This is a genomic window from Caballeronia sp. LZ029, from assembly GCF_031451275.1.
GTDB classification, from domain to species: domain Bacteria; phylum Pseudomonadota; class Gammaproteobacteria; order Burkholderiales; family Burkholderiaceae; genus Caballeronia; species Caballeronia jiangsuensis.
This window is the reverse complement of record NZ_JARUXO010000003.1, coordinates 1,443,616-1,466,956: the sequence shown is the minus strand read 5'-3', so window position 1 is coordinate 1,466,956 and position 23,341 is coordinate 1,443,616. Positions and strand designations below refer to the sequence as shown.

Here is a 23,341-nt window from a genome sequence, read left to right as displayed (position 1 = left end):
GGCGATGGGTGATGCTGCGCAGGGTGGCGATCCGGTCGTTTCTGTCAGGCTCACCGTTAACGCGGGAGGATATAGCCGCTACAAGTTTTTGTTGCCGCTAAGTTCAAATGTCAGGGTTACGAGGTTTTCGATTGCCTTTCTTCCGGGGTTGGGCGGCAGCTCTGATCGCATTGACGACAATCTGTGTGGCCGGCGTAACACGACGGTTGGCCCGCAGTATCAGGCCGTATGGAGGAAGATACCCACGAAGGCGCGCAGGCACTATGGCGAGCGTGCCTTGTTTCTGATAGTGCCGGGCGACCGATGTAGGCAGCACGGCGATCATGTCCGCGCCGACTAACAGCGACAGTGTTGCGAGAATCGAAAAGGTTTCAACGGTGTTTTCTGGCAGCGCTACCCGGTAATATCGAAAAGTCTGGTCGACAATCTCACGCAGCGGGCTTGGACGCGGCTGAATAATCCAGGGGTACTTCGCCAACTCCTTCATCCCAATAGGCATTTTTCCCCCGCTCACCGGATGTTGAGGGCGCGTGACGAGCGAAAGCGGCTCTTCTGCAAGCGGCTCGAACGTAAGATCCTCCGTTGGCCATCCATTCGGAACGCTTCCGACGACGAGGTCCAACTGGCTTTCCTGCAACGCAGGTATTAGCACCTCGCTGGTGTCGATTTGCACGGTTATATGCAACTTCGGATTTGCCCGTTTCAGCGCAACGATGGCCGAGGTCAACAGGTCCGACGACGCTGTCACCGCTCCTAACCGGACCGTTCCCACATTGCCCGACTCGATCGCCACGAGTTCTTCTCGCAGCAGGCCGAGTTCCGCGAACACTACCCGAGCGTATCGGGTTACCGCTTCACCGAATACGGTTGGAACAATGCCTCGTGTGTGCCGCTCGAATAGTGTCACTCCAAGCAGATCCTCGAGTTCTTGCAACGCCTTGGTCGCGGCCGGCTGCGTCATTCCAATCTCATTCGACGCCCGTCGCAAAGACCCTTGCTCCCAGATTCCGAGAATTAGCTGAAGATGACGCAAGCGCAGGCGGGCTCGAATGTCGGATGTTGAAGAAATCATTTAGTGATAGCCGTACCGAATAGGATCGAAGAAATCTCGACCTCTGCTTGAACTCGCGCCAAACGTGCATAAAGCTGGACATTATGTATGGACGTGTTGCACCTCAAGGTATTCGGATCAAGCTCAAGGTGGGTTACCCGCGGCTCAGAGCCACATTGAGGGGGCAGGGTAGGTCGTGAACAAGTTTAGCAAGTACGTGGGCCTTGATGTCCAGCAAGAATCGCTCGCCGTGACGAAGATCGCGATTGACGGCTTAGCACGTCGTGATTCATAACCGTGGTGCGCAATAAGCTATCTTGAGATAAGAATCGACCCGGATCGTGTTTCTCGCTACTTTTCCGGTTTGTCCAGTCGGTTCATATCGATGCGGTAAAGGCGGATCGCGTTGTCATGCCAGATCGCGCGTCGCGCCGCCTCGCTCCTGTCCGCCATTGCCGCCGCGAAGGTCCGTAGCAATGCTTGATACGTGATTCGCAATCCCGCCACGGGAAAGTTGCTCGCAAACATGCACCGCTCGGTTCCGAAGATATCGATTGTGTCGCGGATGATTTCGCGATTTTGCATCTCGTTCCACACGGTGTCGCGCAAGCCGAATTCGGACAGCTTGACCGACACGCGCGGCAATGCGGCGAGCGCTGCCATCCCGCGTCGCCACCGCGCGAGCCCGACATCCGAGCGATCCCACGGTAGTCCGGCGTGCTCGAGCACGACGTCGACCGCAGGCGCATCGGCAAGCATCGCGGCCGCTGCGTCGAGATGCCAGAAGGGCACCCGCAAGTCCCAGCTCAGGCCGTGCCCGGCGACCCGTTCGAGCGCTTGCGGCCAGCGCGGGTCGTTCAGCGTGCCGGGGCCATCGGTTCTGTCATCGGGCGCGGCGGACGTTCTCGGCTTGAAGCGCACGCCGCGCACGAGCGAATATGCGGCCTGCTCGGCGAGCCGCTCATTCGCATCGTCCGCGAGCAAATCGACCCATGCGACGACGGCCGACGGAATCGGATGCTGCATTGCGACTTGATGCAGCCAGCGCGTCTCTGAAAGCGAATCGCTGCATTCTGCTTCGACGTGCACGCTCGCGACTACCGGCGCGCCTCCACTTGCTGACTGGAATTCGGCGACGCCAAAATCGTGGCGCAGCGTCTCATATGGACCGAGAATGAAACGCGCAGGGTCGTACGCCTCCTGTAGCCACGGATAACGCACGTCGCCATCCAGCCGCCACAGGTGATGGTGCGCGTCGACGATCGCATCGGGCAGCCCGGTCTCCGTGTCGGCAGCTTCGGGATCAGCGAGCCGCTGCGAGCACATAGGACGCGTCCGGTTCGCGCAGCGTCGGCATCGCGCTGACGAAGCGCCAGATGGACAGATCGAGTTCGCGGACATGGTCGTCCTGGAACGACACATATGCCGCCGCGCGCGACGGATGGAACGAAAGAGCAGTCGGATTGGCCGGCAGTTCGATGCGCTCGACTTCCTCCAGCAGTTCAGCGTCGAACACGGAGAGCGACTGCTCGCCCGAATTGGTCAGCAACAGCAGATCACGGCCGTCGACAGCGCTCGTGCGGTAGATGCGGTTCGGATCGCGGCGCGTCTTCACACGGCGGCCGCAGGTCATGCTGTCCGTGTCGATGGCCACCAGCGTGTCGTCGCCGCGATTCGCAACGTACAGCGTGCGCTCGTCGCTCGACAGGGCGTTGCCTTCGGGGCGCGGCCCCGGCATCACGGCACGCGGAGGCACCGTCGCGTCGCGCGGATGCAGGCGCGTCACTGTGTTCGACAGGAGATGCACGCCATAGGCGCGGCTTGCATCGCGCGTGAGCGTCACCAGATGGGTCTTCACGCCGCCCGATGGTATCGCCATGTTGGGCACTAGCTGTTCACGCGGGCGGTCGAACACTAGCAGCATGTCGTGCGCTTCGCTCATCGCGTAGAGACGCCCGTCGGCATCGCTCGCCATCCCGTGCGGCCGGTAATAAGGCCAGAGGTCGAGTGTGCGTGTGTGCGTGCGCTCGTCGAGGTCGATCTCCGCGATCCGGTGATCGCCGTCATGACCGCGCGACCACGCCGTTTCGATACCGAAGATGCCGACGTACGCAAAGCGGCATTGCGCGTCGACCGTAAATTCATGCGGGAAGTTCGGCAGCACGATGTGCTTGAGCGCGGTCTTCGTTTCGAGGTCGTAAAAGCTGAAGGTGTGGGCGCATTTCTGCACCAGCAGCAGGATGTCGTTCATCGGGGAATTCCCTTCGATCACTGGTTTCGCTTCGGCGCGTGCCTCGCGCAGCGGCAGGTTTGCTGTCGGTCGGCGCATCAGTCCTCGCAGCGCTTGGGCAGCGTGAGCGCGAGCAAGCCGGCCACCGCGAGCGTGACCGCGAGGCTGTAGACGCCTGCCGCCGAACTGATGTGCTGCGTGAGCACGCCGACCGCGTAGGGGCCGCAGAAACCGCCGAGATTGCCGAGTGCGTTGATGAGGCCGCGCGCGCTGCCCGCCGTCTCGGGGCTGCATAGCTTCGGCGGTATTGCCCAGAACACGCCGGCCGCCGCCTGCAGAAAAAATCCGCTGCCGATCAGGAAAGCGAACGACACGAACATCATCGATTGCGTGAGCACCGACAGTGCGAGGCAGCTAGCGAAGCCGACGAGCGGAAGCAGCACGAACAGGCGCCGCTTGCCGGTCAGGTCGGACAGATACGAGGTCGCGAACATGCCGATGATCATCGCGACGTACGGCAGCATCGCGAGCAACCCGATCTTTCCCATGCCGGTATGCGTGAGATTCTTCAGTAGCGTGGGCAGCCACATCGTGTAGCCGTAGATGCCGACCTGATAGCAGAAGTTGATCGCGATGAGCAGCCAGATCGTCGGGTTGCGGATCACTTCGCGCAACGATGCCGACGCGGGCGAGCCCGCCGCCCGCTTGCGCTCTTGCTCTTCGCGCAGCGCATCGAGGATGTACGCCTTCTCGCGCGGCGACACCCAGCGCGCCGACTCCGGGCCGTCGTCGGCGAAGAGTATCCAGACGATCAGGAACAGCAGCGACAGCAGACCCGTGCTGAAGAACAGGTAACGCCAGTCGTACGCCGCGAGCACGAAGCCGGACAGCGGCGCGGTGATCATTCCCGCGAGCGGCACGAACATGATGACCATTGCGTTCGCGCGCCCGCGTTCGCGATCGGGGAACCACTTGCTGACCATGGTGAGGACGACGGGCATCAGCCCGCCCTCGGCGACGCCGAGCAGAAAGCGCAGCGTGAGCAGTTCCCACGTCTGCGTGACGAGGCCCGTCAGTGCCGACAGCACCGCCCAGCTCACGAGTGACCAGGCGATGAACTTCTTGCCGCTGCCGAGTGCCGCGCGCCTGCCGCCGGGAATCTGAAGGAAAAGGTAGCCGAAGAAGAAAATTCCGCCTGCGAACCCGGCCATCGTCGCGTCCATGCCGAGATCGACGTTCATGCCTCCCGGCATGGCGAACGCGATGTTCACGCGGTCCATGTAAGAGATGGTGCAGGCCATCAGAAGCGGCGCAATTACTCGCAGCCAGCGTCGGCGTGGAACGGCGTCGCCGGCTTCGCAAGCCGGGGAGGTCGGATTGACGGAATTCATGAGGTCTCCAGTTTTATGTCGGCTGCAGCCTTCTCGGATGGCCGCATGTCAAGCTCGACGCGCTCGCTCGCCTTACCTCAGTCGCCCCATCGCAGCACGAGCGGATCGAGCCGGCGCGCGGCGTCGAGCAGTCCCGCCCGAACCTCGGGATGCAACTGAGGCCACGGCCCGCGTGGCTTGTCGCACGCAATCACCCCGCCTTCCTTCATCAAGGCCTTCGCGGTGAGGAAGCCCGCCTGGCGATTTTCGTAGTTGATCAGCGGCAGCCAGCGCGCGTACTGCGCGCACGCCTCGTCACGGCGCCCCGAGAAGAACGCATCAGTGATCTCACGGATCCCGTCCGGATAGCCAGCGCCCGTCATGGTGCCGGTCGCGCCCGCGTCGAGGTCGGCGAGTAGCGTGATCCCTTCTTCGCCGTCCCACGGGCCTTCGATCTCATCGCCGCCGAGCGCGATCAGCTCGCGCAGCTTCGAGGCGGCACCCGCAGTCTCGATCTTGAAGTAAGACACCGCATTGATTTCACGTGCAAGCTTCGCGAGGAACGGCGCCGACAACGTCGTGCCGCTCGCGGGCGCGTCCTGGATCATCAACGGAATCTCGAGACCCGCCGCAACTTCCTCGAAGAATCCGAAAACCTGCGTCTCCGGCACGCGGAACGTCGCGCCGTGATAAGGCGGCATCACCATCACCATCGCTGCACCGAGTTCCTGCGCGCGCTGGTTGCGCTGCGCGCAGATCCGCGCGCTGAAGTGCGACGTCGTGACGATGACGGGCACACGACCCCCGACGTGTTCGAGCGTCGTGACCGTCAGGAGATCGCGTTCGCTGTCGCCGAGCGCGAACTGCTCCGAGTAGTTCGCGTGAATGCAGATCCCGTTCGAACCCGCATCGATCATGAAGTCGAGGCAGCGGCGCTGGCCGTCGAGGTCGAGCGCGCCGTCGTCGGTGAAGATCGTCGGCGCGACAGGGAACACGCCTTGGTAACGTGCGCTCATGATCACTCCACGATTTCGAACTGGTCGAGGAACTCGGATTTCAGCGTGAGGCCGAGGCCGGGCGCGTCGTCGCGCAACTGCACGAAGCCGTTCTCCGCGACCGGCTCGCCATCGAAGATGTAGTAGAACAACTCGTTGCCGACCTCGACGTCGAACATCGGGAAGTACTCGCTCATCGGCGATGCGAGCGTGCTCATCGTCAGGTGATAGTTGTGCATCTGGCCCGCGTGCGGGATCACGGGAACGCTGTACGCCTCGCACAGCGCGTTGATCTTGTGCGCCATCGTGATGCCGCCGACGCGGTTCGTATCGTACTGAACGACCGATACCGCCTTGCGATCCAGAAGCTGCTTGAAGCCGTAGAGCGAGAACTCGTGCTCGCCGCCCGAGATCGGGATGCTCGTCAGCCGGTTCAGTTCGGCGTAGCCTTCGAGGTCATCGGCAATCACGGGCTCCTCGAGCCAGCGCGGCTGAAACATCTCCAGTTTCGGCAGGGTGCGCTTCGCGTATTCGAGGTTCCAGCCCATGTAGCATTCGAGCATCAAGTCGTTGTCGTAGCCGATGACTTCCCGAATCGCGGCGACCGACTTCAGGTTCTCGACGACACCCTGTTGCCCGTGCGCCGGGCCGTACCCGAAGCGCATCTTGAACGCGCGGAACCCCTGGTCGAGGAATTTCTGCGCCTCGGCCTGCATTTCATTCAGTCCAGTGCGATAGAGTTTCGAGTAGTAGCACGGGATCTTTTCCTTCGTGCGGCCGCCGAGCAGCTTGAAGACCGGCTTGCCCACGCTCTTACCGAGAATGTCCCAGATAGCGATGTCCACCGCGGAGATCGCAGCCATGCCGATGCCCTTGCGGCCCCACGCGTGAGTCGCGCGATACATGCGCTGGTTGAGGTATTCGTAGTCCCAAGGGTCCTGACCGATCACAAGCGGTGCGAGATACTGATCGATGATGGACTTGGCGACGTGTGGTGCGAGCGCGACGTTGCCGAGACCGACGATGCCATCATCCGTCTCCACCTCGACGACTGTCCACGCATGGAAGCGAAAAGTGCTCATCGTTTCCTGCGGTGCGTACAGGAGGTCCATCGCGTTGGAGCAGAAGTTGCCCTGTGGCGGCACCGTCTTGCCTTTCCACTCATAGACACGGGCACGCACGGACTTGATTTTCATTCGGATGTCTCCGTTGATTCTTGATGGTCAGAGAATTTGGGACCGCGCGGATCGGCCAGCCCAATGAGGTCACGGCGGTGTGCGGCGCCCATGCGACAGGCGATCTGAAATGCCTGCCAGGTCGCGCCCACATCGGCGCAACCGCGGCCGGCGATGTCGTAGGCTGTGCCGTGCGCAGGCGTGGTAATCGGCACCGGCAGGCCACCCTGAACCGTGACGCCGCGCGAAAAGCCCAGCAGCTTGATCGCAATCTGTCCCTGGTCGTGGTACATCGTGACGATCGCGTGATACGCGCCAGCCTGCGCCTTCAAGAAAATCGTGTCGGCCGGAAAGGGACCGTGGAAGGGCGTATCGGTCGGCCAGTCGCGCGCCTGAAGCGCCCGTGTCGCAGGAACGATGACGTCAACTTCCTCGCGGCCGCACACGCCGCCGTCGCCGCCGTGCGGATTGAATGCTGCGATCGCAATCTTCGGCTCACTGATATCGTTCGCTCGCAGGGATCGGTACATCAGCTCTGCAGCTTGCGTGATGCGGTCGACAGTCACATAGTTCGCTGCATCTTTCAGGGGGATATGCGATGAGATGCGTGCGGTCCAAAGATTGCCGAGGGTATTGAACTCACAGAAATAGTCGGTCACGCCGAGATACTCGGCAAAATGATGCAGCTCGTCTTCGTGTTCGAGGCCGCCGAGCTTCATCGCGTGCTTGTTGAGCGGCGCGAAGCAGATCGCATCGACGTGGCCGGCCAGCGTGGCATCCATGCACAAGTCGAGTACGTGCAGCACTGAACGCCCACCCGCAGCGCGGGCTTCACCACTCACGACCCTGACCGGCATGACGGTGTCGACAGCAAGGAAGGCCGGCAAGTCTGTCGATGTACGCGAACGGACCTCGGCGAACGAATCCAGCGGCTCGACATTCACGCGCACGCGTGCAATGCGTTGCCCATCTTCCCAAAGCCAGCGGTCGCCGATCAGCACGATGTTTGCGTGGGCAGTTGCATCGGATCGGGCGAGCAGCTTCGCAATCAGTTCGGGGCCGATGCCCGCCGGATCGCCGAGCGTCAGTGCAACGACTGGCAGGTCGGTTTTGGCGGTCATGCCGTGTCTCCCGCCATGACGGGCCGCGATAACACGGTCAGATGTTCGATTCGCATCGTGCGTCTCCTCGTGGTGGCCGCGAGGCGGCCCAATGTGATTCAGGGTTCATACTAGGTAGACGCCTTGACCCCGTAAATTGAAAACTGCTGATCCATTGATAACTTCAGGTAATCAGAATGGGGTCGATCGACAGACTGGACACCACGCCACAATTGCTGAACCGGCTGCGTATGCGCCAGATCGCACTGCTGCTTGCGGTCGAGGAATGCTCCACATTGCGTGGTGCCGCAGGGCAACTCGGGCTGACACAACCCGCAGCGACGAAGATGCTGCACGAACTGGAAAGCGCATTGGGACAACCGCTTTTCGAGCGTGCGGGACGGGGCTTGCGACTCAATCCGGCGGGCGAGCGGGTACTGGGGTATTTCCACGGAATACGCGGCAGCATGGAAGCGCTCAATCGTGAACTGGCGGAACTGCGACTCGGCAGCGCGGGGCGGCTCGCTATCGGCAGCATCATGGCGGCGACGCCCGGCCGGCTAACCGAGGCGCTGGTCCAGTTGAAGTTGCGCTTTCCCCTCCTGGCTATCGAAATTGCGGTCGATACCAATGACCGACTTATGCCTCAACTGAACGAGGGCGTGCTCGAAGTAGTGATAGGTCGCGATGCCGGCGAAGGCAGCGAATGTCTATTCCGGTCTGTCGATGATGAAACCCTTGCGATCGTCGCTGGCTGCGACCATCCCCTAGCCCAGGCGCACCGTGTTGAATTCACGACGCTGACTTCCTACCCATGGATCCTCCAGCCTGCAGGCAGTCCCGCGCGCGAAGTCGTTGAGCGCGAATTTCAGGAGCACCACCGGCCGTTGCCGCGCGGCCTGATTGAAACGGGCTCAATATTGACGACGATGAGTCTTGTCGCGCGATCCCAGATGCTTGGCGTTATTCCGGCGGCGGTGGCGCAACGCAATGCGGAGCATGGGCTCGTGGCTACTATCGCTTATGCATTCGGCCACAAACTTCCGTCCTATGGCAGCCTGGTGCGTCGCGACAGGCCGTTGAGTGCGCCCGCCAAGCATTTCCTGGAGTTGTTCCATAGCGAGGCGTAGCGGACGCCCGTCGCGCAACCTTCGCGCAGTCATGTATTGCCAGCATCTGATGTATCACGTGACCCGCTCTAGGGATCAGGAGCGCTCCCGCCTTTGCGCAATGTACGCTCGGAACGAAATCTGACTGAGAGATTCCACTCCTTTACTGGTTGCGATTTGCAAACCAATGTTATGGATATCTACTCACCTGGACAATAATTTCATTTTTTAAAGACTTTGCATTCGTCTCGTTCGTATAACGGCAGGTTATCGTTTATTGAAATCTTTTGATTAGTGCAGCAACCGTCTTGCGTCCACACTTGCGAAAAATTCAATACATCGATAACAAGCAGGGAACGGTGAAACAGCCCATATATCACCAGTCCAATCTGATCACCGGCTACTGTTTCTCGAAACGTATCGATACATACGTAATGGCTGCGTATCGGCGAGTCACAGGCGATGCAATCCAGACAGCACATAGACGGCACATGAAACGCTCCAGCTAGTTTATGTGCCGCATCGGTGACAGCAAACCCTCCGGAGACAATCGTGTCGCCCTTACTCTCTTTAAAAAACGTGAGAAAGCGTTTCGGTGGCACGGTTGCCGTCGATGACGTGAGTCTGGACGTCGAGTCAGGTTCTGTGCTCGCCTTGCTTGGCGAGAACGGGGCGGGTAAATCGACACTGATCAAGCTTCTCGCCGGTGTCTATCCGCTCGATTCCGGATCGATAGAGTTTCGTGGCACGCCAGTCGTCGGTGGCGCGTCGTCCAAGTCCATTGCCTTCATCCATCAGGACCTCGGCCTGATCGACTGGATGACTGCCGCGGAAAACGTGGCATTCGGCTGCGGCTTCGCAAGGTGCGCGGGTCTCATCGACTGGCGGGCGGTTCGTCGCCGTGCGGTCGAAACACTCGCGCTGGTCGACAGCGGCATTGATCCCGATGTGCCCGTTTGCGAGCTGTCACGAACCGAGAAGTCGTTACTGGCCATTGCGCGCGCGCTGGCTACGGATGCGAAACTGATCGTGCTCGATGAACCGACCGCCAGTCTCCCGCAAGACGATGTGGAGCGTCTCTTCGTTGTGCTCGACTCGCTGCGCAAGCGCGGTGTCGGGATGATCTATGTCTCCCATCGACTCGACGAAATATTCCGTATCGCCGACCGGGTCGCGGTCATGCGTGACGGGCGTCTGGTGGGGCAGAAGCGCATCGACGAAACCGATCCGGAAGATCTGGTCCGCATGATCGTGGGCCGCAAGCCGCTGCCGGTTCACGTACCGTCGATCAGCGCGGGCAAGCCTGTTGCACTCGAACTCCGGGCGGCAATGTTCGAAGGAGTCGGGCCTGTGTCCTTCAAACTCGGCGCCGGTGAACTCCTGGCGCTCGCTGGATTGCGGGGAGCCGGGCAGGATGCTGTCGGGCGAGCCCTTTTCGGACAGGCGCCCACGGAAGGGGGCGAAATCCAGTTGGGTGGAACACCGCTTCGCGTGCGCAACGCAAGGGAAGCGATGGCGCACGGCATCGGCTTCGTGGCTGGCGATCGGACTGGAGAGTCGCTGGCTATGTCCATGTCCGTGCGCGAAAACATGTTTCTGAATCCTCGTGCAACGGGCCGCGGCATTCTTCGGCTCAAAAGTGGACGGACCGAGTATGGCGAGGCGCTCGCATTGACCACACAGTTCGGCGTACGTCCCAACGATCCCACGGAGGCGGTCGAAAACCTGAGCGGCGGTAACCAGCAGAAGGTCGTCATCGCCAGATGGCTTCAGATCGCCAAACGCCTCCTGATACTCGAGGAACCGACCGCGGGCGTTGACGTCGGCGCCCGGGCGGATATCTATGCGCTCGTGAACAGGGCGCTCGAACGTGGACTTGCGGTGCTGCTCATCTCGACCGACTTCGAGGAAGTCGCGAACATCGCGCATAGGGCGCTGATCTTCAATCGAGGACGTGTCATCGATTGCGTCGAGCGTGAATCGCTCACCATCCAGACCTTGCTGCAACGGGCGTCTGCAAGCGAATGCATTACGGCGTAACAGGTTTCGCAAACATTGAGGAATAAGAAAGTGAGATCAGTCGTACAAACAGAAGGCCAGCCTTCATCACGTGCCATCTCTCATGGCCTTTCGCGTGTTATCCCGGTGTACGGCATGCCGATCCTCCTGTTGATGCTCATCGCGTTGTTCTCGATCGCATTGCCGGAAACATTTCCGACGCGGATGAACCTCAATTCGATTCTTTCTGACAAGGCAATCATCGCGCTGCTGGCATTGGCTGCAATGATTCCGATGCTCACGAACAAGATCGATCTGACTGTCGGATACGGGATCGTCCTTTGGCACGTACTGACAATCACGTTGCAGACCCGCTTTGGGCTTTCATGGCCAGTTGCCGTCGCGGTCGTATTGCTGCTTGGACTCGCTTTCGGCTTCCTCAATGGTCTGTTGGTCGAGATGGCGAAGATCGACTCGTTCATCGCGACGCTTGGCAGTGGCACGATCGTCTACGCAATTGCTCTGTGGCACACGGGTGGACGTCAGGTAATCGGCATGCCTCCTGATTCGTTTTATCTGATCAACAGCGCGCAACTCCTCGGTCTGCCCGTATCGACCTGGTACGTCATAGCGATTGCGCTCATGCTTTGGATCATCACCGAGTACCTGCCGGCGGGTCGCTTCCTCTATGCGATCGGGGCCAATCCTCGTGCAGCGCAACTCAATGGCATTCCCGTGCGCCGCTACGTGATTGGCGCATTCATGGCGTCGGGTCTCCTGACAGCGTTCGCGGGTGTCGTGCTCGCGTCGAAGCTCGGCATTGGGCAGGCAAGCGTCGGCCTTGAATTTTTGCTACCGGCCCTCGTCGGTGCGTTTCTCGGCTCGACAACGATCCGCCCCGGCCGCGTGAATGTTTGGGGCACGCTTGTCGGCGTAGGTGTCCTGGCAGTAGGTATATCTGGTATCCAGCAGCTCGGAGGCGCGTTCTTTGTCGAGCCGCTCTTTAACGGCGTGACGCTTCTGATCGCGATCGGCATTGCAGGGTACGGCAGCCGCAGACGGTCACGCGCGTCAAAACATAACCGATAAGCCTTAAGCCAGTAAGCGGCTTTCAATACAAATCCGACGACGGAGACATACCATGAGGCGTTTGCCCCGAATTCCGCATAGGTCAGCTTTTGCTGTTGTGGCGACAGCACTCTTTTTACTCGCGACCCACGCGAGCGCAGCCGACGAATTCATGTCGAAGGCGCAGGCAGTCGTGGCTGCGGCGGTCAAGCCTTCACCGCCATGGGACGGCCCGACGGGCGGACCAAAGGCACAGGCTAACAAGACCATTGTTTATGTCGGTTCAGATCTGCGCAACGGCGGTGTCTTGGGCGTCAGCGATGGCGTTGCCGAAGCTGCACGCGGGATTGGCTGGAAACTGCGCGTACTCGACGGGCAGGGCTCCGTGTCGGGCCGTACTGCTGCGATGAACCAGGCCATGACGCTCAATCCCTCCGGCATTATTCTCGGCGGATTCGACCCGACGGAGCAGGCGACAGTGATTCGCAAAGCCGGCAGCCTCAAGATCGCTGTGGTCGGATGGCATGCCGGCCCCAAAGCAGGACCCGATCCCTCCACCGAGCTATTCACCAACGTCAGCACGGACCCCTTGCAGGTCGCCACTGTCGCGGCGAACTATGCCGTCGTGAAGTCGAACGGCACGGCAGGCGTCGTGGTATTCACAGACTCGCTGTACCAGGTGGCCGTGGCTAAATCGACAGCGATGGCGGACGTCATCCGGAAATGCAAAGGTTGTGCGCTGCTTTCGGTTGAAGACACACCGCTATCGGAAACGTCGACGCGCATTCCCCAGTTGTCCACGTCACTATTGCAACGGTTTGGAACCCGGTGGAGTTACTCGCTCGGCATCAACGACCTGTACTTCGATTTCATGGGGCCGGCGCTAGCAAGTGCAGGTCAGAAGCCGTCCGGTCCGCCCGTGAATCTGTCTGCCGGAGATGGGAGCGAATCTGCCTATCAACGTATCCGCGGCGACCGCTATCAGGCGGGCACGATTCCAGAACCGCTGCTTTTGCATGGCTGGCAATTGGTTGACGAGTTGAACCGGGCGTTTTCCGGTGCGACGCCAAGCGGATACAGCACACCCGTTCATCTGGTGACACCGGAAAACATCGCATCCGATGTCGGCCCGAACAACATCTACGATCCGGCCAATAACTATCGCGATGTGTATCGCCGCATCTGGGGCAGATAAAAGGTATGACTGACCGCACCGATACGATTGAAACCGATATCGTCATTTATGATCTGCGCGCGAAGGGACTTTTCCCGGTCCGAGCGAACCTTGAGAGGCTATGCACCGGGGCAATCTGGGGAGAAGGTCCTGTCTGGATTCACGAAGATGCGTCGGTTCTCTGGAGCGACATTCCCAACAATCGCATGCTACGGTGGTCGGAGCGTGACGGTATGACTGTATGGCGCGAGAACGTCGAGTTCACGAACGGCCATGCGCGTGAACGCGACGGTTCGATCCTGCATTGCTCACATGGGCAGCGCGCGATTGTCCGCACGCGCTTTGGTCCGCACCTCGAAGACGCCGCAGACGAAATTGTTGTCGGCCTGTTCGAGGGCAAGCGCTTCAATTCTCCGAACGACATCATCGTGAAGCGTGACGGCACGATCTGGTTCAGCGATCCGCCGTACGGAATCGTTTCGGATCGGGAAGGGCATGCGGCTGAATCAGAGCTTGGCGACAACTACGTTTTCAGATACGACCCGGCCACCGGCGCGTTGACAGTCGCGACCGATTTTGTCGAAGAACCGAACGGACTTGCGTTCTCGCCGGATGAATCCGTCCTGTACGTATCCGACACGTCCGCAGCGCTCAGAACGGATGGCGGCGGTCACCACCATATCGTCGCCTTTGATGTCGTCCACGGCCGCGAGCTTGTCGATCCACGCATTTTTGCCGTGATCGAGCCTGGTCTTGCCGACGGTTTTCGTGTTGACCGTGAGGGCTGCATTTTCACGAGCAGCGCCGACAGTGTGCAGGTGTTTCACCCCGACGGCACGCGGCTGGCGCGAATCGGCGTGCCGGAAAAGGTCGCGAATCTGACGTTTGGGGGACCCGATGGCAAGGAACTGTATATATGCGCATCCAGCTCTCTTTATCGAATCAGACTGAACACACGAGGCGCCACGTGAGCGATCGGAACACGCTGCTGCTTGTCGAAAAATGCAGTCATTGCATCAGTTGGTATGACATTGAATCGGGCAAGCGGCTTCACAGTGTCGCTTTGCCGTCGTTCCCTCACGAGTTCGTCACCGACGGCGCGAACCGGTACGCGTGGGTCGGACATTACGGAGTAGAGACGTCCGGCCATGCCGGCGCGGGTGGGCATTCGCTGCTGCAGATCGATATCGCGGCTGGAAGCCTGACCCGTACGATCGATCTTTCGCCTTTCAATCGGATTCACGGTCTACAGATGGACGAAAAGGACCGTCTGTATGCGCTCAGCGAGGAGCGGGCGACATTGCTCGTGCTTGATAACCCCGAGACGGATGAGATGCCGCGTCGCGCCGTGCCATCCGGTGGAATCAAGAGTCATCTGTTCGCCTTGACGCGAGACGGACAGACGGCCTATTGCATGAATCTGCTCTCGCATACGGTAACGAAAATACGGCCCTGGGATCCTCTTGCGCTCCCTCTGGTCTGTCATCCTGGGGACAAACCGGAGGGCTACTGTCTCAGTAGCGACGAGCGCACGCTGTTCGTCAGCAACCGCTGGAGCAGGACGCTGACCGCGATCGAGACCGAGACAATGCAGACGCGCTATTCGGCGGCTTCGCGTGACGACCCCACGCGCATCTACCGATGGAAAGACGACATGCTCGTAGTCACGAATTACGGCGAGCGCAGTCTATCGCTTGTTGATCCGGCCACGCTCGAAGAGATCGATCACGTCCCGATGTCCGCGCGAGCAATCGCCTTGTCGTTCGATTACACGAGAGGCATCGCGTTCGTGTCGCAGGACGACGACCGCGTCGGATTGTTTGATATGCAAACGAGGCGCTTCGAAACTTACATCCATACGCAGCGCGAGCCGGACGTGTCGAAAGTGATCTGATTTTACGCAGATGCGTGCAGCCGGGTTGGGATATGGCGGGACAGGCTTGGCCCGAAGCTGCTCGCGTTCGACGAACCCCCGCCGGCATGAACGCGACGGAGAAAGAAACTTGACCTGGCCAAGCACTTTCTTAGCCGACAATAATTCTTCATCTACGTTCGTCACGTTAAATCTCGTCAGCGTTTGAATTCAATGACGCCTCTTAATAGAACTCGAAGTCTGGTGTACTTATCGAAAATCAAAAATGAAAGGATGACATAAAACGCCAAGGCGCTAACAATCGGTAGGGAGGAGATGCCAAGTATGTCGTGCAGCACACCGCCCGTGACCGGGCCAAGTAGCGACCCCGTTTCATACAGCAAAAGCAATCCGGCATTTCCTGCCATCAGTTCATCGGGGCGCGCTCGCAGGCCAAACATAATAAGCGCCAACCCGTATAACACACTGCAAACGCCTCCCCAAAGAAAATATAAAATTTCACTACCGACACCGTCGTCACCCATCCATATCAAGTGGGAAAGCAGAATCCCTGCGGTGGTAACGATGAAAGCCGATTTATAAATACCCAATTTGTCGACGGTGATGCCCATAGCGATCTGCGCAGCCGCAGAACCAATCAATGTGGCCGACAGCAAATCCTTTCCGGTCAGGCTATTCACGTTCACGGTCGTCGAGGTAGGAAGTAGGGTGATCTGTGCGGCCACCAGAGCGCCGCCACAAGTTGCGATCACGCATTCGACCGGCATTTTCCTCAGCGACTTGACAGTGAGCTCAAGTGTTGCTCCTTTTTCTTCTGGCAAGATGAGAGAGCCCGACAAGTAACATATCGCTACGCCAACGCAAAATAGCAATGCGGACGTGAGAAAGGCGCCTTCGAGCGCGGCCGTATCGATTGGGATCAAGGACCCCATGGCCAAGGAGAAAGTCGTTGCCGCGGCATAAACCCCAATCACCCGTCCTTTGATGGGGGCGGGTGTCGAGTGATTCAAAAGAGACTCCAAGGCGATCCAGAGCATTCCATTGGTTGCGCCTATGCAAGCTCTGACGGCAAACCATACATACAAGTCTCTCCAGGATAAAGAGCCCACTGCACAACACTAACGCACTGAGCGCGAGGACTTTTTTGTATCCGAGCAGCGCAATCAAACGTCGTGAACTGAATCCCGTGAGGATGATCGCAAGTGATGGTGCGCAAGCGCTGACGCCGATTTGCGTCTGTGTTGCGCCACCAGATTTCAATGTGAGCGCCAGCAGCGGCATCGTGTAACCGAAGGTGACGGACATAAATGCCGTTGCGACAATAATTAAAGCACTGCGTCTCATCATTCGTTTGCTCGTTCGTTGTTTCGAAGCCAACAGACAAAACAGACTCAGCTTTACGGACTTGCATAGGAAGACGAGAATTTGCGTCGGGAATTTCCGGATCGAAATTCGAATATTTGAGAATTCCTACAAACGTGCAGCCCGAATTCGAAATGCGATGCAGGAAAGTTGCGAATTTATGCGGAGATGTGGCTGCTTTAATACAAATAACAGATTGCGCGGACCCTCGCCAATTCGGCGGAACGACAGTATTGCTAACCAACTATCGTGTCGTGTCCGGGCAATGTAAGCGGAGTGAAATTCAATGTCAAGAATTTTAGAATATTCTTCGTTTATGGTTAAAGCGAAGAATTTATGTCAGTTTGGTGAGCAGAAGGTTCATAGAGATGTGGATAGTAAACTGAATTGAATTAGTGGATTTCTTCGATGGTCGGCACGGCCGCTAATTGCCGATCGGAGAAAGGGGCGGCGTGCGCCTGTTTGCGTCAAGGTAGTGAAACCCGAAAACAGGCGCGACCTGGAGTGGGTGCGGTAAGGCGCCTCAATGGATTGCAAGCGCGAAGAACCGCGGCATCGAGAAGGGCTGGAAGATGCCACCTGTCACCTGGCGGCAAGCCGTCAATCAGTTTGCCATTGTGTTCGGCGAGTGCTTCACCTGCGCCATCAACTGAGATTATTTAACCGACCTCAGCGCACAAAATTTCTGACACGTCCCTCGCTGGCCGCGGCACTGAAACACACCGCTTCCAGCTCGGGCGACTGTCTGACTCCGCTTTCGCGGATGAGATCATAGACATATGCGCCCGGCACCGTCTCGGTCCTAGTCAGCGCGAGCGCGACATCACGCAGAATCGATTCGTTTCGCGCGAGCAGGTCGAAGCAGCGCTCGTTCATCTCGTTCAATAGCGCGTTGGCCTGTTCGATCGCACCGTCGAGTTGCCGTGCGGCGCTCTCGCGCGGCAGCGCGGCGAGGCTGAACAGATTGCCTTCGCGGCCGAAGCCGAGCCGCGACACCATCTCCAGACTGATGCGCGATGCTTCCTGCAAGTCCTGCGCCGCGCCGCTCGATGCCTCGCCGAACATCAGCAACTCCGCATTGCGTCCGCCGAGCAGCACCATCAGTTCCTTTTCCAGCTCGCTGCGGCGATACAGGTGTTTGTCCTGCGGCTTCGTGATGAGCGCCATGCCCAGTGCACCGCCGCGCGGCAGCACCGTCAGTTCCTCCAGCACGCCGGCGCCCAGCAGCGCAGCGACGATGCCGTGCCCCGCTTCATGTACGCCGACGCGACGCACTTCGTCCGCGTCGAGCGCCTTCTCCGTACGACTCACGTCGCCGATGCGCGCGACCTTGACCGCCTCGCGCAGATGCTCCCCGCACACCATGCCCGCGCCTTGCCTGCGCGCGATCAATCCGGCCTGGTTGACGATCATCGACAGCGATGCGGGCGACAAACCGACCGTCAGCCGCGCCAGTTGATTGCAGTCGATATCGGTCGAACACGACGGCAGCTTGCCCAGGTAATACTCGAAAATCTTCACGCGATCCGATACGTCCGGCAGACGCACCGGCAAGATGCGATCGAAGCGGCCCGGACGGCGGAGCGCTTCATCGAGATTCTCGGGGAAGTTGGTCGCGGCGACGAGAATCACACCTTCGTTCTTCTCGAAGCCGTCCATCTCCGCGAGCAGTTGATTGATGATGCGGTTGCTTTCGGCGTCGGCGGAACCGGACGCGCCGCTGGTGCGTGCGGCGAGCCCGTCGGCTTCATCGATGAAGATCACCACCGGGCCATGTTTGCGCGCCGTCTTGAACAGATGCTTGACCTTCTGAATGCCGACGCCGTAGTACTTCGCGCTGAAGAAGCTCCCCGTGATCGCGATGAAACGCGCGTCGCATTCGCCCGCCAGCGCCTGCGCTAGCCGCGTTTTGCCGACCCCCGGACCGCCCGTCATCAGCACCCCGCATGGCGGACGGATGCCCAGCTTCGTGAACGACTTCGGATCGCGCAGATAGGCCTTGATGTCCTCCAGCGCGGCCTTGGCTTCGACCGCGCCGATCACGTCGTCGAAACTCGTGTCGGGTGGCGCGCTGATCAGCGTGGCGTCACCCTTCATTTCGCGGCGCACGTACCAGAGCATAAGCGCCAGCATCAGCACGTACACCAGCATGACGACCGAATCACGCAACACGGAGAGCAGCGGGCCTATGCCCGCCTGTGCGCCAATGGACACGTTCGGAAGCCACGCGATCTGGTAGTCCGGCGCGCTTTCGCCCTTGATCGCATTGAGCAGCAACGACTGCGAGAACACCGCGAACCGGTCGCTGACGAAGTACCGCAGGCCACTTTTTGTCGACACGAGGATGGCATCGAGCGTCACGCCGATCGCGGCCACGCGCTTGTCGCGGATATCCGTGAGCATGCGCGAGGCGTCGTTCTCGGTGCGCGCCCACGGCGACGGATCCTGCCGCATCTGATAGACGATGCTCGTCGCCTGAAGCGGATCGTGATGCTGGTCCGCCATGCGGTTGCGCAGCACGCCTGAGCCGATCGCGATCAGTACGGCGACGAACGCAACGACGGAGATGAGCAGTCGCCGTCGGCCACGCAGCCGAGTCCACGGTCCATTCTTTCCCGGTTTCATGGGGGTTCTTCCTCGTATCGCGTACGTGTGCGTCTCTCTCATGCGGAGACTTGCCTCTCATGCTCCGGCCCTTGCGCGTGTCATGTTTGTCCGCATTTTTTAAGTCGGCAACGCGGGAGCGCAGGCTACGAATGTTGCACGCGCTGAAAATTCGCGTCCGTGCGTATGACCGCTTTGGGACGGCGCGGCGCGTGATTCGGGGGGCGTGGCTTATCATGCGTCGCAGTGCAGCGTGAATCGCCGATGGCTCGAATTTTTCGATACGGCTGCGCACGGTTAAATCAAACGCGGCGACCGCTGATCGTTATCGGATCTTGGTAGACTCGCCGCTGAATAGATCGCGAGCCTTTAAATGCTGCCTTCCAATCGACGCGAATTCTGCAGTCGTTTGGATGAGAAGCGGTGCTTTAAGGGCGTACGCACAACCAAGCTGAGATATGGATAACAGGACGCCCAGGCTCTACGTGTTTTCCGGCGCAGGATTGTCCGCCGAAAGCGGTCTATCGACGTTCCGTACAGGCGACGGTATCTGGACTCGCAACAGCGTCGACGAAGTCTGCAATATCCGCACATGGCGCAAGAACCGTCAGGCCGTCTTCCGGTTCTACAACGATCGCATTCGCGAGAAGCATGGTGCCGAGCCGAATGCCGCCCACAAGCTGCTCGCCAAGTGGCAGAACAAGTGGGGAGCCGAGCGCGTCCAGTTGCTGACTCAGAACGTCGATGATCTGCTCGAGAAAGCCGGCGCCACCTCCGTCATCCACCTCCACGGCGATTTGAACTCGTTGTTGTGTACCGCGTGCGATCTCGCGTTTCCGAAAGAGGGGCTGTATTTCGACCCTGCGGCTGCCTGCCCGATTTGCGGAAACCACGAAGGCGTCAAACCGGGAGTCGTGTTCTTCGGAGAGGCGGCCCCTGCCTATCTCAATCTCCATCGGCTCCAGGCAGAAATGCGCGCGTGCGATCTGTTTCTCGCCATCGGGAGCGCTTTCGAAGTCGTTCCGCCCGAGGCAATGCTTCCTTGGGACCGACAAAACGAGCATCCGAGAAACTTCCTCGTAGACCCGTCGCCAAACCGAAGCGAGATGTTCGGCGTCGTAGAGGCGCAGCCTGCGACAACCGGGCTACAGCATCTCGAGGAACAGATTGCGGGTCATATGGAATAGCGTTTCGACTTTCTCTGCGCTTGCGGGGCGTTGTCTCGCGGCTCGCTGGCAGTCGCGCATGAAAGCTCTCCCAGAGGTAAAAATTTCATGCGCGCCTGTCGCGGGTGCGTCGTGATGCGAAACAGGGTCACATAAACTGTTGATTTTTATGACAGAATGCGAGACGAGGGAGCGGGGCGTGAAGTAAATATTGCGCATTCCGCTCGAATTAAGCGTTTCTCTTTGTTATGGATGGGTGATATGGGAAGTCTCAGCATCGGGCATTGGCTTATCGTTCTGGCGATCATCGCACTTGTTTTCGGCACCAAGAAGTTGCGTAGCGTCGGTTCCGACTTGGGCGGTGCCGTCAAGTCTTTCAAGGAAGGCCTGGGCGATGCCCCAACGTCGGCCTCCACGGCAAACCCGATCCCGGCGACCGTTGATGTTCAAGCCAAGGATGTCACCGCACGGTAAAGACGCGAGAGGGCCGCACTACCGGTGAGACGATTTCACGCCGGAACGCGATGGACCCCGGCTTGTCAGTGCACGAACCTCAGTTGATTGGTCTGGTTCCCGAGATGCGCCTCGCCACGTATTCCGAGCGCGCCCGCGCTTTGTTCATCGACTCGATCTGGTGGACGGTTATCCTTCTGTTTATCCCGTTAGGACCGTCCTCCGATGAAATCCCGCTGACGCCTGATGCGCTCGCGGCGACTTTCATCCTGTGGCTGGTCGTGGCCCAATGCATTCCACTGCTCATAACCGGTGTTTTATGGGTCGTGTGGGGCACGTCACCGGGAAAGCGCGTGGTGCGATTGCAGATTGTGGACGCCGACAGTCACGAGCCGATGACCCGCAGGCAAGCCGTCTTGCGCACAGTGGGCTACGTGCTCACGTTCACCATGTGTGGAGCGGGTTTTCTCTGGGTATTGTTCAATCCGCGCAAGCAAGCGCTCCATGACCGAATCGCAAACACGGTCGTGGTCGGTGGATTGCGAAAATCGTCCTGATGCACGTCACACTTCGCTGCGTTTCAGGAGGTAGTCGAGACCGCCTACCCGGAACCATCGATAGCCGTAAGGCTCAAGCACGACCGTGTGCTGCCCCTTCGCGTTGCCCTGGCTGTGGTCGTCGGAGAGCAGGTTCACGAGTACGTCGTTTTCACCGGCTTTTGAGCCGACTCGGAACTTGACAGTGCACGCCGCCGCGCTGAAGTTATGCACGCAGACCACCGAGTTGTTGCGCCAGTGGTAAAGCATCGCGAGCACGTCATCGCGCGATGCCTTCAGAATCGCGAAATCGCCCCAGCTTATCTCGGGCACTTCCTTGCGCATGCGGATCATTCGCTCGATCCAGTTCAACAGCGAGTTCGGGTCGCGGCGCTGGTTCGCGACATTCACGCGTTCGAAACCGTACGGTCCGCCGGAGATCACCGGACAGACGGGGCGATCATGCTTCGTGAAGCCGGCATGCGGCTCGGTGGACCATTGCATCGGCGTGCGCACGCTTTCGCGCTCGGGCAGGCGCAGGTCGTCGCCCATGCCGATTTCATCGCCGTAACGCACGACGGGCGTTCCCGGCAGCGTCAGCATCAGGCTGTACGCGAGTTCCAGCCGACGACGGTCGCCATCGAGCATCGGCGCAAGTCGACGGCGGATGCCGCGATCGTAGAGCTGCATGGCGGGATTGGCGCCGAACGCCGCGAATACGGTTTCACGCTGCTTGGGCGAAAGCCGGCCGAGGTCGAGTTCGTCGTGATTGCGCAGGAATACGCCCCATTGCGCCGTTGCGGCGCGTGACTTCGTCGCCTCCAGCGCGTTCTTGAGAGGCGCGACGTCCGCGCTCGCGAGCGCATAGAACGTGTTCTGATTGACCTGGAAGTTGAACATCATCTGCAATCGTTCGCCGGCTTCGCCGAAGTACTTCATGTCGGTGTCGGGCAGTACGTTCGCCTCCGCGAGAATGATCGCGTCGCCCTTGCGCCATTGGAGGAACTCGCGAAACGTGCGCAGCATGTCGTATTGTTCGACCGGTTTTTTCACCTGCGCGCCCTTGGTGGCGATGACAAAAGGCACGGCGTCCATGCGAAAGCCCGAGACGCCGAGCTGGATCCAGAAGCCCATGATCTTGAGCAACTCGGCCTGCACGAGAGGGTTGGCCGTGTTCAGGTCGGGCTGGAACTCGTAGAAGCGATGGAAGTACCACATGGCCGCTTCTTTATCGTAGGTCCATGTCGATTTTTGCACGCCGGGGAAGACCACTCCATCCTTGGCGTTGGCCGGCCGCTTCTTCGACCAGACATACCAGTCACGATATTTCGATTCGGGATCGCGCCGCGCTTCCCGGAACCACGGATGCTGGTCCGACGTGTGATTCACTACGAGATCGATCATCACGCGCAGGCCGCGCTGATGACACGCGTGCGTGAACTCCGTGAAGTCGCCGAGCGAGCCGTAGCGCGGATCGACGTTGTAGTAGTCGGTGATGTCGTAGCCATTGTCGCGGCCGGGGGACGGTTGGAAGGGCATCAGCCAGATCGTGGTGATGCCGAGCCCCTGAAGATAGTCGAGCCGCCGCAGCAGGCCTCGGAAGTCACCGACGCCATCGCCGTTCGCGTCCATGAACGTGCCAACGGACAGGCAGTAGATGATCGCGTTTTTGTACCAGAGATCGTTGACCATAGGCCTTGAAGGAAGTCCGGCTGTTCCATTTGCGGGTTATCGGGGTTTGCGACTTTGGAGGTTCTCCGAGATTAAACAGCGTGGCGAGAACGTTGGGGGATCGCTCGTGCGCGGTGCGATCTTTCGCTTCGTTTGATCCGATTCGATCGGGTCGATGTTTGATGTCGGTCTGTGCTGTGCAAGAAGTGTTCCGGCAGTCTTTGCGGGTCGTGGACGCCTGGAGGGCGAGCCACGATCAAACATAGCGCAGTAAATTTGACATAACGAAAGTTAGCAATTTTTTGATTGTCAGAGCTTTTTAGATGGAATGGTCGCCTCCCGCCTTAACGGTCAGCCGTCGCCCGAGTTCCGTTGACCGGAGCGTGGGACATTGCTGGTTCGGCAT

General features: G+C 59.5%; 19 protein-coding genes and 1 pseudogene. 10 read left to right on the top strand and 10 right to left on the bottom strand.

The window, feature by feature from the left end:
* Nucleotides 1-103: 103 nt before the first annotated feature.
* The 7 genes from QCE73_RS25770 to QCE73_RS25740 all read right to left on the bottom strand — a co-directional run bounded on the left by QCE73_RS25770 (nt 104) and on the right by QCE73_RS25740 (nt 7,942).
* A complete protein-coding gene (locus QCE73_RS25770; protein ID WP_309884136.1) occupies nt 104-1,072 on the bottom strand; it encodes a LysR substrate-binding domain-containing protein in 969 nt (322 codons plus the stop codon).
* A 330-nt stretch (nt 1,073-1,402) separates the two neighbouring features.
* Complete coding sequence (locus tag QCE73_RS25765) at nt 1,403-2,377, bottom strand: amidohydrolase family protein (protein WP_309884135.1); 975 nt, start codon at nt 2,375-2,377, stop codon at nt 1,403-1,405.
* Entirely contained in the window at nt 2,355-3,302 is a 948-nt protein-coding gene (locus QCE73_RS25760; RefSeq protein ID WP_309884134.1) for a YncE family protein, read from the bottom strand. Before QCE73_RS25760 ends, QCE73_RS25765 begins: the two co-directional genes overlap by 23 nt.
* A gap of 77 nt (nt 3,303-3,379) precedes the next feature.
* Nucleotides 3,380-4,672, bottom strand: coding sequence for an MFS transporter (locus QCE73_RS25755; protein ID WP_309884133.1), 1,293 nt, complete (start codon nt 4,670-4,672; stop codon nt 3,380-3,382).
* A gap of 77 nt (nt 4,673-4,749) precedes the next feature.
* Nucleotides 4,750-5,667, bottom strand: coding sequence for a dihydrodipicolinate synthase family protein (locus tag QCE73_RS25750; protein WP_309884132.1), 918 nt, complete (start codon nt 5,665-5,667; stop codon nt 4,750-4,752).
* Nucleotides 5,668-5,669: 2 nt separating this feature from the next.
* Nucleotides 5,670-6,842 carry an L-rhamnonate dehydratase gene (locus QCE73_RS25745; RefSeq protein WP_309884131.1) on the bottom strand — a complete coding sequence of 391 codons (1,173 nt, stop codon included), beginning with the start codon at nt 6,840-6,842 and terminating at the stop codon, nt 5,670-5,672.
* Complete coding sequence (locus QCE73_RS25740) at nt 6,839-7,942, bottom strand: 4-hydroxythreonine-4-phosphate dehydrogenase PdxA (RefSeq protein WP_309884130.1); 1,104 nt, start codon at nt 7,940-7,942, stop codon at nt 6,839-6,841. Before QCE73_RS25740 ends, QCE73_RS25745 begins: the two co-directional genes overlap by 4 nt.
* 176 nt (nt 7,943-8,118) lie before the next feature.
* On the opposite strand from QCE73_RS25740, the gene QCE73_RS25735 reads away from it, so the two are divergent.
* The 6 genes from QCE73_RS25735 (at nt 8,119) to QCE73_RS25710 (ending at nt 15,164) form a co-directional block, all read left to right on the top strand.
* A complete protein-coding gene (locus QCE73_RS25735) occupies nt 8,119-9,051 on the top strand; it encodes a LysR family transcriptional regulator (RefSeq protein ID WP_309884129.1) in 933 nt (310 codons plus the stop codon).
* 531 nt (nt 9,052-9,582) lie between these two features.
* Nucleotides 9,583-11,070 (top strand): sugar ABC transporter ATP-binding protein, encoded by a 1,488-nt coding sequence (locus QCE73_RS25730; protein ID WP_309884128.1) that lies wholly within the window; start codon nt 9,583-9,585, stop codon nt 11,068-11,070.
* A 114-nt stretch (nt 11,071-11,184) separates the two neighbouring features.
* Complete coding sequence (locus QCE73_RS25725) at nt 11,185-12,117, top strand: ABC transporter permease (RefSeq protein WP_309884127.1); 933 nt, start codon at nt 11,185-11,187, stop codon at nt 12,115-12,117.
* Nucleotides 12,118-12,169: 52 nt separating this feature from the next.
* Nucleotides 12,170-13,291: a substrate-binding domain-containing protein gene (locus QCE73_RS25720; RefSeq protein ID WP_309884126.1), complete on the top strand. Its 1,122-nt coding sequence runs from the start codon at nt 12,170-12,172 to the stop codon at nt 13,289-13,291.
* 5 nt (nt 13,292-13,296) lie between these two features.
* Complete coding sequence (locus QCE73_RS25715) at nt 13,297-14,241, top strand: SMP-30/gluconolactonase/LRE family protein (protein WP_309884125.1); 945 nt, start codon at nt 13,297-13,299, stop codon at nt 14,239-14,241.
* Nucleotides 14,187-15,164: a YncE family protein gene (locus tag QCE73_RS25710; protein WP_309884123.1), complete on the top strand. Its 978-nt coding sequence runs from the start codon at nt 14,187-14,189 to the stop codon at nt 15,162-15,164. The genes QCE73_RS25715 and QCE73_RS25710 overlap by 55 nt, the downstream gene beginning before the upstream one ends.
* Nucleotides 15,165-15,340: 176 nt before the next feature.
* On the opposite strand, the gene QCE73_RS25705 is transcribed toward QCE73_RS25710, so the two are convergent.
* Nucleotides 15,341-16,180, bottom strand: a complete 840-nt coding sequence (locus QCE73_RS25705) for a hypothetical protein (RefSeq protein WP_309884122.1) — start codon at nt 16,178-16,180, stop codon at nt 15,341-15,343.
* An 813-nt stretch (nt 16,181-16,993) separates the two neighbouring features.
* Here QCE73_RS25705 and QCE73_RS25700 point away from each other — a divergent pair.
* Nucleotides 16,994-17,050 (top strand): annotated as a pseudogene (locus tag QCE73_RS25700) (H-NS family nucleoid-associated regulatory protein); the annotation flags it as partial.
* A 124-nt stretch (nt 17,051-17,174) separates the two neighbouring features.
* Here QCE73_RS25700 and QCE73_RS25695 read toward each other — a convergent pair.
* Nucleotides 17,175-19,130: an AAA family ATPase gene (locus QCE73_RS25695; protein WP_309884121.1), complete on the bottom strand. Its 1,956-nt coding sequence runs from the start codon at nt 19,128-19,130 to the stop codon at nt 17,175-17,177.
* Nucleotides 19,131-19,567: 437 nt separating this feature from the next.
* On the opposite strand from QCE73_RS25695, the gene QCE73_RS25690 reads away from it, so the two are divergent.
* The 3 genes from QCE73_RS25690 to QCE73_RS25680 all read left to right on the top strand — a co-directional run bounded on the left by QCE73_RS25690 (nt 19,568) and on the right by QCE73_RS25680 (nt 21,285).
* The gene (locus tag QCE73_RS25690) at nt 19,568-20,296 is read left to right on the top strand and encodes a Sir2 family NAD-dependent protein deacetylase (protein ID WP_309884120.1); all 729 of its coding nucleotides are present in this window, start codon (nt 19,568-19,570) and stop codon (nt 20,294-20,296) included.
* 240 nt (nt 20,297-20,536) lie between these two features.
* Nucleotides 20,537-20,749 (top strand): Sec-independent protein translocase subunit TatA, encoded by a 213-nt coding sequence (gene tatA, locus QCE73_RS25685; protein ID WP_309884119.1) that lies wholly within the window; start codon nt 20,537-20,539, stop codon nt 20,747-20,749.
* A gap of 68 nt (nt 20,750-20,817) precedes the next feature.
* A complete protein-coding gene (locus QCE73_RS25680; protein ID WP_309884207.1) occupies nt 20,818-21,285 on the top strand; it encodes an RDD family protein in 468 nt (155 codons plus the stop codon).
* Between the two features lie 6 nt (nt 21,286-21,291).
* Here QCE73_RS25680 and QCE73_RS25675 read toward each other — a convergent pair whose 3' ends face one another.
* Nucleotides 21,292-22,956 carry an alpha-amylase family protein gene (locus QCE73_RS25675; RefSeq protein WP_309884118.1) on the bottom strand — a complete coding sequence of 555 codons (1,665 nt, stop codon included), beginning with the start codon at nt 22,954-22,956 and terminating at the stop codon, nt 21,292-21,294.
* Between the last annotated feature and the right edge of the window lie 385 nt (nt 22,957-23,341).

Excerpts from the sequence above, each read along its gene's own strand:
- QCE73_RS25770 (WP_309884136.1), bottom strand. The coding sequence starts at position 1,072 with ATGATTTCTTCAACATCCGACATTCGAGCCCGCCTGCGCTTGCGTCAT.
- QCE73_RS25765 (WP_309884135.1), bottom strand. The coding sequence starts at position 2,377 with ATGTGCTCGCAGCGGCTCGCTGATCCCGAAGCTGCCGACACGGAGACC.
- QCE73_RS25760 (WP_309884134.1), bottom strand. The coding sequence starts at position 3,302 with ATGAACGACATCCTGCTGCTGGTGCAGAAATGCGCCCACACCTTCAGC.
- QCE73_RS25755 (WP_309884133.1), bottom strand. The coding sequence starts at position 4,672 with ATGAATTCCGTCAATCCGACCTCCCCGGCTTGCGAAGCCGGCGACGCC.
- QCE73_RS25750 (WP_309884132.1), bottom strand. The coding sequence starts at position 5,667 with ATGAGCGCACGTTACCAAGGCGTGTTCCCTGTCGCGCCGACGATCTTC.
- QCE73_RS25745 (WP_309884131.1), bottom strand. The coding sequence starts at position 6,842 with ATGAAAATCAAGTCCGTGCGTGCCCGTGTCTATGAGTGGAAAGGCAAG.
- QCE73_RS25740 (WP_309884130.1), bottom strand. The coding sequence starts at position 7,942 with ATGACCGCCAAAACCGACCTGCCAGTCGTTGCACTGACGCTCGGCGAT.
- QCE73_RS25735 (WP_309884129.1), top strand. The coding sequence starts at position 8,119 with ATGGGGTCGATCGACAGACTGGACACCACGCCACAATTGCTGAACCGG.
- QCE73_RS25725 (WP_309884127.1), top strand. The coding sequence starts at position 11,185 with ATGCCGATCCTCCTGTTGATGCTCATCGCGTTGTTCTCGATCGCATTG.
- QCE73_RS25720 (WP_309884126.1), top strand. The coding sequence starts at position 12,170 with ATGAGGCGTTTGCCCCGAATTCCGCATAGGTCAGCTTTTGCTGTTGTG.
- QCE73_RS25715 (WP_309884125.1), top strand. The coding sequence starts at position 13,297 with ATGACTGACCGCACCGATACGATTGAAACCGATATCGTCATTTATGAT.
- QCE73_RS25710 (WP_309884123.1), top strand. The coding sequence starts at position 14,187 with ATGCGCATCCAGCTCTCTTTATCGAATCAGACTGAACACACGAGGCGC.
- QCE73_RS25705 (WP_309884122.1), bottom strand. The coding sequence starts at position 16,180 with ATGCTCTGGATCGCCTTGGAGTCTCTTTTGAATCACTCGACACCCGCC.
- QCE73_RS25695 (WP_309884121.1), bottom strand. The coding sequence starts at position 19,130 with ATGAAACCGGGAAAGAATGGACCGTGGACTCGGCTGCGTGGCCGACGG.
- QCE73_RS25690 (WP_309884120.1), top strand. The coding sequence starts at position 19,568 with ATGGATAACAGGACGCCCAGGCTCTACGTGTTTTCCGGCGCAGGATTG.
- tatA (WP_309884119.1), top strand. The coding sequence starts at position 20,537 with ATGGGAAGTCTCAGCATCGGGCATTGGCTTATCGTTCTGGCGATCATC.
- QCE73_RS25675 (WP_309884118.1), bottom strand. The coding sequence starts at position 22,956 with ATGGTCAACGATCTCTGGTACAAAAACGCGATCATCTACTGCCTGTCC.